The sequence below is a fragment of the Microbacterium sp. IO18 genome (assembly GCF_049099505.1).
Lineage (GTDB): Bacteria > Actinomycetota > Actinomycetes > Actinomycetales > Microbacteriaceae > Microbacterium > Microbacterium aurugineum.
Genome location: NZ_JBMJAF010000002.1, coordinates 162,412 through 175,462 on the forward strand (window position 1 = coordinate 162,412; position 13,051 = coordinate 175,462).

Genomic DNA, 13,051 nt, shown 5'->3' on the forward strand with positions numbered 1-13,051 from the left:
TCATACGATGGAGGGCTATGTCCTCCCCTGTGATCTCCTATCCGCCGGAGCTGCCCGTCAGCGCAGCCAGGGCCGAGATCGCCGACGCCATCCGCGACCACCAGGTCGTGATCGTCGCGGGGGCCACCGGATCCGGCAAGACGACACAGCTGCCGAAGATCGCCCTCGAACTCGGGCGGGAGCGCATCGCCCACACGCAGCCACGCCGCCTCGCGGCCCGCACCATCGCAGAGCGTGTCGCCGAAGAGCTCCAGGTCGAGCTCGGCACCCTGGTCGGCTACAAGGTGCGTTTCACCGACAAGGTCTCCGATGCCACCCGCATCGCGCTGATGACCGACGGCATCCTCCTCAACGAGATCCACCGCGACCGACTGCTCACGCGCTACGACACGATCATCATCGACGAGGCGCACGAGCGCTCCCTCAACGTCGATTTCCTCCTCGGCTACCTCTCACGCATCCTGCCCGAGCGCCCCGACCTCAAGGTCGTCATCACCTCGGCGACGATCGATCCGGAGAGCTTCGCGAAGCACTTCGCGGCGGCCGACGGCACCCCGGCTCCGATCATCGAGGTGTCCGGGCGCACCTATCCCGTGGAGATCCGCTACCGCGGACCGTCGGAGGACCCCGACGAGGACGATCAGGCCGGCGACCCGGAGGACGAGGTCTCGGCGATCGTCTCCGCGCTGCGCGAGCTCGACCGGGAGGCGCCGGGCGATGTGCTGGTGTTCCTGCCCGGCGAAGCCGAGATCCGCGACGCGGCCGACGCTGTGCGGGGCGCCTACGCGAACGACCGTGCCCCCACGGAGGTGCTTCCGCTGTTCGGACGCCTCTCCGCTGCAGATCAGCACCGGGTGTTCGAGCGCAGTCGGGTGCCTGGCGTGCGCCGCCGGGTGATCCTCGCGACCAACGTCGCCGAGACGAGTCTCACCGTTCCCGGCATCAAGTACGTGATCGACACCGGTACCGCCCGGATCTCGCGCTACAGCAACCGATCCAAGGTGCAGCGCCTGCCGATCGAGGCGATCTCGCAGGCCTCGGCGAACCAGCGCTCGGGCCGCGCGGGCCGCACCAGCGACGGCATCGCGATCCGCCTCTACTCGGAGGAGGACTTCGACCGGAGGCCGGAATTCACCGAGCCCGAGATCCTGCGGACGTCACTCGCATCGGTCATCCTGCAGATGCTCTCGCTCGGCTTCGGCGACATCAGCGCCTTCCCGTTCCTGACCCCGCCCGACTCCCGCGGTGTGAAGGCGGCGTTCGACCTGCTCACCGAGCTCGGCGCGGTCGAGCCCTCCCGCCGTGACGGCTCCCCGCACCTCACGCGCACGGGGCGTGAGATCTCGCGCATGCCGATCGACCCGCGGTTCGCACGGATGCTCATCGAGGCGGGACGCAGGGGATCGGGCGGCTCGGTCACTCGCGACGTGCTCGCGATCGTCTCGGGAATGACGATCCAGGACGTGCGCGAGCGGCCGGAGGAGCGCCGCGAGGAGGCCGACCAGCAGCACGCACGCTTCGTCGACCCGACGAGCGACTTCCTGACCTTGCTGAATCTGTGGAATCACCTGCGCGAGCAGCAGCGCGAGCTCGGCTCGAGTGCGTTCCGCCGACTCTGCCGCTCCGAGCACCTCAACTACGTGCGGGTGCGGGAGTGGTTCGACGTGCACCGTCAACTCCGCACCCTCGTGAAGACCCCCGACCGCCCGCGCGACGAGACCGGGACGAGCGACCCCGACGCCATCCATCGCGCCCTGCTGTCCGGCCTGCTCTCGCAGATCGGCATCCTGGACGAACGCACGGCACCCGCCGGCAAGTCGCACTCCCCCGCGAAGGAGCCGAAAGGCCGCCGCATCGCGGAGTATCGGGGCGCCCGCGGCATCCGCTTCTCGATCTTCCCCGGGTCAGGGTTGCGCAAGAAGAGTCCTCGCGCGGTGATCGCCGCCGAGATCGTCGAGACCTCGCGCACGTTCGCCCGCACGGTCGCCGCGATCGACCCGGCCTGGGCCGAACCCCTGGCGGGCGACCTCGCCAAGCGGCAGGTCACCGAGCCCCACTGGTCGAAGGATGCCGGCGCCGCGGTCGCCTTCGAGAAGGTGACGCTGTTCGGGCTCGAGATCATCCCGCGACGGCGCGTGCAGTTCGCCCGCATCGACCGGGCGGCGTCGCGCGAACTCTTCGTACGGCATGCGCTCGTCGAGGGCGAGTGGGATCCGACGCGCATCGACAAGCGGGTGAGTGCGTTCTGGCGCAGCAACGCCGAACTGCGCAAACGCCTCGAGAAGCTCGAGGAGCGTGAGCGCCGTCGCGACATCCTCGCCGGCGACGAGGCCGTGTTCCGGTTCTACGACGAACGCATCCCCGCCGAGGTGTTCGATGTGCGCTCCTTCGAGAGCTGGTGGCGCGAAGCCATGGCCACCACGCCGAAGCTGCTCGTGATGCGCGAGAGCGACCTGATCGACGACGAGGAACGCGCGGATCAGCGCGAGTTCCCGACGCGGTGGACGCAGGGCGACCAGGTGCTCGGTCTCGCGTACCGGTTCGAGCCGGGCGCCGACGACGACGGCGTCAGCGTGGTCGTGCCGCTGCCGCTGCTCGCGCAGATCGAGGACCGCGGTTTCGACTGGCAGGTTCCGGGGCTGCGCGCCGAACTCGTGACGGGGCTGCTGCGCGCGCTCCCCAAGGCGATCCGGCGCCATGTCGTCCCCGCCGCCGACTGGGCCGAGAAGTTCGGCGCCGAGCTCATCGAGGAAGGCCCGGAGTCGCACGGCGGACTCCCTCCGCGCACGCTCAAGGAAGCGCTCGCCCGACGGATCCAGCCGCTCGCGAACCAGCTCGTGTCCGCGACCGACTTCGACGACGAGCGGGTCCCTCCGCACCTGCGCATGAACTTCCGCGCCGTGGACGAGCGCGGTCGGATCGTCGGCTCCGGCCGCGATCTGCGGGCGCTGCAGACGCGACTCTCCGACCGTGCGCGCAGCAGCGTCGCCCGCTCGATCGCCGCCCCTCCCCGATCCGGGAGCTCCGGTGGAGGTCGCGGGCCCGAACGCGTCGCCGCGGCTCCGGTCGAGCAGACCGGCCTCACGGGGTGGACCTTCGGAGACCTGCCCGAGGTGCTCGACACCCGGGTCGCCGGCGGTGTCGTGCGCGGCTATCCCGCCATCGTGGACCAGGGCAAGAGCGTGTCGGTGCGGGTCGAGTCGACCCCGGAGGCCGCTGCCGCCTCCACCCGCGACGGCGTGCTGCGCCTGGTACTGCTCGGTGTGCCCTCACCCTCCTCGTATGTGCAGGAGCACCTCACGAGTCAGGAGAAGCTGGCACTCGCCGCCTCGCCGTACCCGTCCGCCGCCGCTCTCATCGAGGACTGCCGGGCGGCCGTCGCCCGCAAGGCCATCGAGCGTGTCGTGCCGGACGGGATCGTGCGCAACGAGGCGGACTTCGCGACGGTGCGCGACGCGGTCTCGGCCACGCTCGTCGATGATCTCTTCACGTGCGTCTCGCTGGTCGCACGCATCCTCACCCGGTCCCGCGACGTCGAACGCGGCATCAAGTCCCAGAATTCGCTCGCGCTGCTCGGACCGCTCAACGACATCCGCACCCAGCTGAGCGGCCTTCTGCATGCCGGTTTCGTCTCCGCCGCCGGTGTCGACCGTCTCGCACAGTTCCCCCGCTACCTGGAGGGGATGTTCGACCGCCTGAAGACCCTCGCCAGCGAGCCGGGCAAGGACCGCGCCCGCATGACCGAGTACGAGCGCATGGCGAACGCGTTCGAGGACGCCGGGGGCACGATCCCCCTCCGCCGCGACGCGACGCCTTCGCTCGTCGAGGTGCGCTGGCTGCTGGAGGAGTACCGCGTGAGTGTGTTCGCGCAGCGCCTGGGTACCGCCCAGCCGGTGTCGCCGCAGCGCATCATGAAGGCGCTCTCGGGCCGCTGACCCGCCGACGGATCAGCGACCCGAGAGTTACACCGACGACGCCGGCGGAGCTCCTTGGGATGCAGGCGGAGGAGACGCCGGAGAGGTCGACGTTGTGGCGACGACCGGCATGGCCTGGGCTCCCGACGGATCGTGCTGAGGCGCAGATCCCTCGCGGCGCACCTTCGCCGCGACGAGGAAGTATCGGACGACTCCGACGACGGTGAGAACAGCACCGACTGCCAAGGGGTACCAGAAGATGCGATAGGTGTACTCGCCGTTGGCGTTCGGCTGCGCGAAGATGATCTGGAAGAACGGAATCGCTGCACCGACGACGAACAGAGCCGCCGACCCCACGACCATGAGACGGAGCGTGCGCAAGGAGACCTGCTGCACTTTGCCGCGCTTATCGGTCTTGGGCGGCAGGAATCCCGTCTGCTTCCGAGTGACGATCGCGAACACCAGCGACAGGAGGAAGAACGCGACAGCGATGATCAGCACGTTCAGCCAGGCGGTGAACGCCGGATCGTCCAGTGCCGATACCGGCAGCGCGGTCAGGTACTCGTTGTAGTCGTCCACCGTCGCGTTGTAGGCATCCATCGCCGCCCACAGACTCTCTTCCGCCCCCGCCAGTGCCTCCGCATCCTGCGCCGCGAACGCATCGGCGATTTCACCCGAGGCATCGGACATGTCGCCCGCGTCACGAGCGAACTCTTCCGCATAGGCGACGATCTCCTCCTCGTCCGTGCCACCGGCGACCTGCTCGAAGCCGTGCTGTGCCGATGCCGCCGCCTGCTGGAAATCGCTGGCAGCGGTGGCCGCGTCCTCCGCTGACGCGGACTGATCGGAGTAGACGACAGTGAAGGCCATAGCGTCCGCTTGGAACTGCTGATCGACAGCCGACACGTCATCGATGGCGTCGGCCATCGCGGGCGCGCCGATGCCGAAGATGAGCAGCATGCTCGCGATGATCGTGGCCACGACACGCGGGGCAGCAACGGTTTTCTTGGAGGTCATTGGTTCGTCCTGATCGAAGGGAGCGCGCCGAATCGGCACGCCCAGGCAAGATACCGACGCCGTGGCGGCCGGTCGGTGCTCCACGACGTCAGATCTGTACGGCACTGCGCGAATCCAGTAGCGGATCAGGATGCGCTCGGTATCGCTCTTCGTCCGACCACGCGGTCAGTGGCGCAGGAGGCGCGTTCACCCGAAGATCTGACGCGAGCCTGTAGGTCCTCTTCCCGCCACCAGCAGCAGGCCGACGAGCAACAGGACGACTCCCAGCGGAAGCAACGGCTGGACCGCGGTGCCGCCCGTCGTGGGAAGTGCGCCGCCACCACCCGCCGCCGGTGGCCGTACCTCGAACGTCGCACGCACGGCACCGCTGTCCTCGCCCACGAGGATGACGCTGTGAGTGCCCGGTTCGATTCCCAGCGGCACCGTGAACTCGAACGCGATGTCCCCTCCGACCGAAGCGGTGAAACGACCGAGGTCTATCGGTGTCGATTCCAGTGTCGCGACGATGCTCTCCCCGGGGAGGAATCCGAGCCCCACGACTCCTTGTGTTTCGCCGGCGATGCGCGAGCCGAAGGCGAGAGAGACCCGAGCGCCGCCCACGCGAACGAGCGTCGCGTCGGAGACATTCCCGAACTCATCGGCGGCGGTCGCCGACACGAGCGCGCCCAGCGCGAGCGGTTCGTCCGGTACGCACTCGAATCGGGAGTCCGCGCCCACGGTGCTGACACAGATCACGGTCCCGCCACTGTCCCGCACCGTCACTGTGAGACCGGGGAGAGAAGTGCCGGAAACACGGCTTCCGTTCGTGGGGTCGAGCACCGGCGCGGGCGGCGGCGAAGCCACGACCGTCACGGTGACGGAGTCGGAGTCCGGAGAGGTGTTCCCTCCCGCGTCCGTCTGCACGGCGACCAGTGTCACGGAGCCGGACTCGAATGGCGTCGCGGGGAAGCACTGCCACCGTCCGTCCGTACCGACGACGGTCGTGCAGGTGTCGGTACCGTTGGCAGCCACCGTCACGGTCGCACCCGGCTCTCCGTCACCCCCTATCGACGGACGCGATCCCACCGTCGAACCGTCGACGGGGGTGTCGATGACCACCGGATCGGGAGGCGTGGTGTCGAGCACTTCCACCTCCGCGCCCTCGGCCCCGGCCACGCCGCTGATCGCAAAGGAGACGATCGCCGTTCCCGGCTCATCCGACGTGAGAGTGGCTGTGTGGGTACCGTCGCCGTTGTCGACGGGCGTGGAGAGGCTTCCGAGAGTCGTCATCATCGACACTCCGACAGACTCAACCGTGGGATTGCCGTAGCGATCCGCGAGGTGAACGGTGATCGTCGAGCTGCCTGCTCCCGCTTCGAACTGCGGAGGCGATGCGGAGATCGTCGATGACCCCGCATCCGGCGGACCCGCCACGAATGCCACGGTCGCCGTGTCCGTACCGGCCACACCGTCGACGGTGAACGACACCGTCGCAGTGCCCGCCGTGGTCGACGACGTCAACACCGCACGATACGTGCCATCGCCCTCATCCGACACCGACCCGATCGTCCCCGCGGACGAGCTGATACCCACGACTTCCCCGAGCCCTGGAACGGGGTTGCCGAATGCATCCCGCACCACCACGGTCACCGTCGACGTCGACACCCCATCCGCGACGATCGAGTCCTCGGACACGGAAATCGTCGAGGAGTTCGCATCCGGTGAACCTGCCACGAACGCCACTGTGGCGGTGTCCGTACCCGGCACATCCTCGACGGTGAACGACACGGTCGCGGTGCCCGCCGTGGTCGACGACGTCAACACCGCACGATACGTCCCATCGCCCTCATCCGTCACCGACCCGACAGTCCCCGCCGAGGAGCTGATCCCCACGACATCCCCGAGTCCCGGAACGGGGTTGCCGAATGCATCCCGCACCACCACGGTCACCGTCGACGTCGAGACCCCATCAGCGACGATCGAGTCCTCGGACACGGAAATCGTCGACGATCCCGCATCCTGCACCCCCGCCACGAACGCCACGACCACCGAGCGCGTCGCGGGCGCTCCATCCACGATGAAGGTCACCGACGCCGACGGGGGCTCCGTACTCGTGGGCGCGGTGAGGATCGAGGTGTAGGTACCGTCGCCGTTGTCCACCGCGGTCGTGATGCTGCCCGCGGTCGTCGCCATCTCCACGTCGTACCCGCCTCCCCCGACGGGGTTGCCCGAAGCATCGAGCAGACGCACGGTGATTGTCGACGTGCTGACGCCGTCGGCTTCGAGGAATCCGGGGTCGGCCTCGATCGTGGACGTGCCGGGATCAGGAGCACCCGCCACGAACTCCACCGACGCCGTCTGCGTCCCGGCGACTCCTTCGAGGGTGAAGGTCAGGATGGCCGTGCCGGTCATCGTGTCCGAGGTCAGCACGGCGTCATAGGTCCCGTCGCCGTTGTCGGAGGTCACACTCACCGTTCCCGCGGTCGTCTCGATCACCACCGCACCTCCCGAGACGTTCAGGACGTTGTCGAACGCGTCATACAGCGTGACCGTGACGATCGACTCCGACCCACCATCCGCGGTGAGGACCGCCGGTTGCGCGTCGATCTGCGAAGTGGAGGCATCCGCCTGCCCCGCCACGAACTGCACCACCGTCGTCGCGACACCATCGACACCATCGACCGTGAAGCTCACCACTGCGGTCGCCGCCTGCGTGGTCGACGTCAACGCCGCCGTATAGGTGCCGTCGGCATTGTCCGTCACCGCCCCGACGGTGCCGATGTCGGAGAGGATCTCCACGATGTCGCCGGCATCGGTGACCGGGTTCGACTGCGCATCACGAAGCGTCACCGTGATCTGCGCCGTCGAGACGCCGTCAGCGACGATGACACCCGGAACTGCCGCGATCGACGAGGTCGCCGGATCCGCCACCCCGGCCACGAACGTCACCACCGCATCATCAGTGCCCACCGCGCCGCCGATCGCGAACGTCACAGTCGCCTGCCCCGCCGCCGTCGACGACGTCAGCGTCGACGTATACGTGCCATCCGCGTTGTCCACGGGAGCACTGAGCGAACCGGCAGTCGTATCCATCGTCACCGCGACACCACCCGACGCCAGCGGGTTGCCCTCGGCATCCCGCAGCGTCACCGTGACCGTCGACGTCGACACACCATCCGCAGTGATCGACGTCGGATCCGCCTCGATCGTGGACGTGTCCGCCGACGCATCACCGGCGACGAACGCGACCTCGACCGTCGCCACCGCAGCCACCCCGCCGATAGTGAAGCCCACCGTGGCCACCCCCACCGCCGTCGGTGCCTGCAACGTCGCCGTATACGTGCCGTCCCCGTTATCGACCGTCCCGGAAACCATCCCCGCGTCGGTCACGATCTCCACATCATCCCCGCCGACGCCCAGCGGATTGCCGTTGGCATCGACCAACGTCACCGTGATCTGCGACGACGACACACCATCCGCAACAAGCTCGGTAGGAGCAGCATCGATCAACGACTGCGTCAGATCAGCAGCACCCGGCGTGAAGTCCACCTCAACCGTCGCAGCAGCAGCCGCACCGTCGATCGTGAACGACACCGTCGCCGTCCCCGCGGTCGTGTCCGATGTCAGAGTCGCCCCATACGTCCCCTCACCGTTATCCACCGTCGCCGACACCGAACCGATATCACTCAGAATCTCGACGACAGCACCCCCGACCGCCAACGGATTCCCCTGCCCATCGACCAACCGCACCGTCACAGCCGAACTCGACACACCATCCGCCTCGATCGACACTGGATCAGCCTCGATCGTCGACGAACCCAGATCCGGAGCACCCGCCACGAACTCCACCGACGCCGTCTGCGTGGAGAGCACCCCATCCACCCGGAAGGACACGACCGCCTCACCGGCGACGGCGGAGGTCACCTGCGCCGTCCAGGTGCCGTCGCCCTGATCGACCGGCACCGAGAGCGAGCCCGACGTGGTCTCGACGGTGACGACGACGCCCGTGGTCACTGGATTGTCGAACTCATCGCGGACCGACACGGTCACCTCCGCGGCGGCGACACCGTCGGCGACAACCGTGTCCGGGACAGCCGTGATCGTCGAGTCGTCTGGACTGGCGCTGCCGGCGACGAACTCGATCTCCGCCGTCGCCGATGCGGGAACCCCGTCGACCGTGAAGGACACCTCGGCGGTACCGCTGACCGTCGACGTGGCGTAGGCGACGACCGCGCCGGCAGAGATGGTCGGGGCAGTGATCGTCCCCACCGTGATCGAGAACTCCGCCTGACCGGGGGACGGGACGACCGCGTTGCCGAACGAGTCGAAGAGGGTCACTTCCACGGTCGATGCCGAAACGCCGTCAGCCGTCACCGTCGTGGGGGTTGCCACGATGACAGCGTTGCCCGGGTCCGCCTCGCCTGCGACGAACTCTACTGTCGTCGTGTTCGGACTCAGCACTCCGCCCACGCGGAAGCCCAGTGTTGCCACCGAGGCGGTGGTCGACGCGGTGAGTATGGCCGCGTAGGTCCCGTCGCCGTTGTCGGTCGTGGTGGTGACTGCACCGGCGTCCGTGAAGATGTCGACGTCTGCACCGCCTTCGACCAGGAGCGTGCCCTGGGCGTCGCGCACAGAGACGGTGACCGTTGCCGTCGAGACACCGTCGGCGACGATCGCCGTCGGATCGGCGACGATGCCGGAGGTCACCGCATCAGGTGCGCCCGCGAGGAACTGCACCTGCGTGGTGTTCTCACCCGTCGCACCGTCGACGACGAAGCCCAGGTTCGCGATGCCCGGTGAGGGAGGCGCGGTGAGTGTCGCGGTGTACGTGCCGTCGCCGTAGTCCACGGGCGTGGAAAGGCTGCCGAGGTCACTGGTGATCTCGACGTCAGCGCCCCCGACGCCGAGGGGGTTGCCGTTGGCGTCGATCAGCGTCACGGTGATCGCCGATTGGCTCACGCCGTCGGCCGTGACTGCCGACGGCGAGGCGCTGATGGTGGATTCCGACACCGATGCCTCGCCAGGCACGAGCTGGATCTGTGCAGAATTCGTGCCGACCGTGCTGTCGATGACAGGTCGCAGCGTGGCCACGCCTGCCGTGGTCGGAGCGACGAAGGTCGCCGTGTATGTGCCGTCACCGTTGTCGGTCGCGGTCGAGACTGAGCCGGTGTCGATCGCGATGCTGATGTCCGCTCCGCCGACGCCGACAAGATTGCCGTAGCCATCGACCGCCGTGACGGTGACGGTGGACGACGAGACACCATCTGCCACCAGAGAATCCGGGTCCACGGCTATCGTCGTCGTCGATGCGGACGGTTCACCGGCGGTGAAGTTGACCGCCACCGTCTGCTCTCCTGGCTGGCCCTCGTAGGTGAAGCCGATCGTCGCGATGCCCGTCGTCGTGGGCGCCACGAGCGTCCCGGTCCAGGTTCCGTCACCGTTGTCGGTCACCCCGACGATCTGGCCTGCGTCGGTGAGGATATCGACCGCCCCGCCCGTCGATACGAGGTTGCCGAGCGCATCGCGCAAAGTCACGGTGACGACCGCGCCGGATTCGCCGTCGGCCGGCAAGGAGAGAACAGAGGACACGATCGTCGAGGTGGTCAGGGAGACCGGTCCGGCGACGAATTCGACTGTCGCCGGAGGCCCGACGATCTCGATCGCGCCACCGATGAATGCCTGAACCGAGAAGAAACCGGAGACCACCGAGGTCACAGGAACCGAGCACATGCCCGCCCCATCGGTCACACACGAGGTCGCGCCGAGGTCGGCGTCGTCGGAGACCTGGAAGGTGACGAGGACGCCGGCGAGGTCTTCACCCGCGGCGTTGCGGACGGTGACGATGGCCGAATGCTCGTCGGTTCCATCGGCGATGCGTGATCCTGCGGTCGTCTCCAACAGCGACTCGGTCGCGCTCGGTTCGTCATCATCGAGCACTGTCACCGCGACCGGGTCGAGGAGCAGGCCGTCGAAGTTGGGGTCGGGGGAACTGACGGCATGTTCGATCGAGGTCGGTCGATCGCCGTTGACCAGCAAGTCATCGACGGCCTCGATCGTCACCGATCCCGAAACCGCGGTGGTGCCGATGACCAGCGGCGTCGGTGTGACGGACACCCACGACGGATCGGCGATCACCTGGTCGATGGTGATCGGGGCAGTGGCGGCGAGGCTCTTGGTGACGACATAGTCTTCGCCCGCCTCCCCCTCGGTCACCGTGAGCGAGGTCGGCGCGAGCGAGAGGGGAGACACATACGTGACGACGTTGTCGGTGGACGTGGAAGCGACGGACGGGTTGCCGTCGAGATCGACCACGGCGCCCGCCGCCAAGCCTGCTTCCACCGACCCGGAGGCATCGGCGCGCACGACGACTTCGAACGTCGTCGATGTGATCGCGACGACATCGACCACGCGGGCGCCCGGCGCCGTCGAGTTCGACACGTCGATCGCGCCGGCTTCGAGCGCACCGGCGATCGGCTCCGAGAACTGGACCGAGAAGCGGATGTCACGTTCGGAGGTGGGGTCGGCTTGACTGGCCGCCTGGTCGACGGTGACGCGCGGCCCGCAGCCATCCGGCTCGGTCTGGGCCACGATGCGCGAGTACTGCGAGCTCGCCCCGGTGGCCGCTATCGTCTGGATCCGGATGTTGCCGGGGCCGAGTGTGTAGGGAACGGTCACGGTCGTCGGCGTCGACACGGCTTCTGCTCGACCGAGGTAGACCTCCGCCTGCGTGGCGGCCGTGTAGTAGAGGTCGAGGTCGACCGGAACGAGCGGGATCGAGCCCACGGTCGGCGGCGCGACGACGACATCGAGAGTGCACTGCAGCGTGTCGTAACTCACGGAGGTGGGGAACCAGGTCGTGATCCCTTGATTGGCCGTCAGCGACGCGTTGTGGACGAGCGCGATCGAATTCGTCTCGTTCGTCGCCGTCCCCCCTCCGAACGATGCCGGACCGAAGGTGTTGCGCTGCACGGTGAGGATCCCCGACCCCGGGCCCACGTACACGGAGTTCTGCACCCGACCGTCGAAGGAGTTCGAGTCGACCGTCCACCCGCTCGGTTGCAACGCGGTGCGCCCCATATCGCTGAAGAAGACGCCGAATCCGGTCGTCCTTCCGGGCGTGTGCTCGAAGGAGTTGCGGGAGATCAGGTTGTCGCTGCCTGCCCGGTTGATCCAGACCGACGTGTATCCGGAGGTGTTGTTGATGTTGATGAACCGATTGCCGACGATCCGAGCCTCGGTGAGGGTCGCCCCCCGCAGATCGAGCGGGAAACGACCGGGTTGGAATCCGTCGAAGATCGACCCCGTGATCGTCAGACGGGTGAGCGCAGCCGCGCCTTGGACGACCACAGCGTCATAGGCATCCGTGTCGGGGTTGATGAACCGCATCGCGTCGAGGGTCAGATCGTTGAGGGTCGCACCGTTCGCGATGCCGATCGCTCCACCACCGCCACCCCACGGGGAGCCGACCTCCACGTTGCGCAGAGTCACTCGATCCGAGCCGCCGGCGAACCAGAAGCACCGTTCGAGGGCGATGCTGCCGGAATCGACGCAGCTGCCGTTCTCCACGGTGACATCGTCACCGCTGGGGCCGAACACGAAGGCGGTCTCATTGGAGCGGACGTTCTCGAAGTTGCGCACGGTCACACCGGGACCGTTGAGGTAGAACGCGGCCACGCCGTTGCCGTCATTGAGCGACGCCACTCCCAACCGGCTCTGGAAGTCGATGACCACGCTTCGGGTCGCCAGGAACGCCGCTCCGCCGTCTCCGAAGGGCGACAATGCTCCGACGTGCATCCAGTTTGCCGCGCCGGATCCCGAGACCACGATCGTGCCGCTGGGCTGCACACCGGGTGTGGAGGCATCGACGTCTTCTGCCGGTGCGATCACGATGGTGTCGTCGACGGCGCTGGCGTTGGACTCCTGCAGCGCCGCGCGGAGCGTGCACACTCCGGTGGAGGTCAGACACACCCCGTCGCCCGGGCTCAGGTCGTCGCCCTGATGGCTGAGCGAGTCGATGAGGAAGACTCTGTCAGCGGCGACGGCGGGTTGCGTGGGGCCCACGACCGCGGCAACGATCACCGTCAGAAGCGCAACGACGACCACCATCGCTCGCAGGCGGAATCTCCGTCGTTGAGATTCTG

Annotated in this window: 3 protein-coding genes; 1 reads left to right on the top strand and 2 read right to left on the bottom strand. The window is 67.9% G+C overall.

Annotated elements, in window-relative coordinates:
• Positions 1-17: 17 nt before the first annotated feature.
• Positions 18-3,935, top strand: coding sequence for an ATP-dependent RNA helicase HrpA (hrpA, locus tag ACLF6J_RS12395; RefSeq protein ID WP_134351824.1), 3,918 nt, complete (start codon positions 18-20; stop codon positions 3,933-3,935).
• A 27-nt stretch (positions 3,936-3,962) separates the two neighbouring features.
• On the opposite strand, the gene ACLF6J_RS12400 is transcribed toward hrpA, so the two are convergent.
• Together ACLF6J_RS12400 and ACLF6J_RS12405 are read right to left on the bottom strand one after the other, a co-directional pair.
• A complete protein-coding gene (locus tag ACLF6J_RS12400; protein ID WP_134351826.1) occupies positions 3,963-4,931 on the bottom strand; it encodes a hypothetical protein in 969 nt (322 codons plus the stop codon).
• A 186-nt stretch (positions 4,932-5,117) separates the two neighbouring features.
• Positions 5,118-13,016, bottom strand: coding sequence for an invasin domain 3-containing protein (locus ACLF6J_RS12405; RefSeq protein ID WP_421076900.1), 7,899 nt, complete (start codon positions 13,014-13,016; stop codon positions 5,118-5,120).
• Between the last annotated feature and the right edge of the window lie 35 nt (positions 13,017-13,051).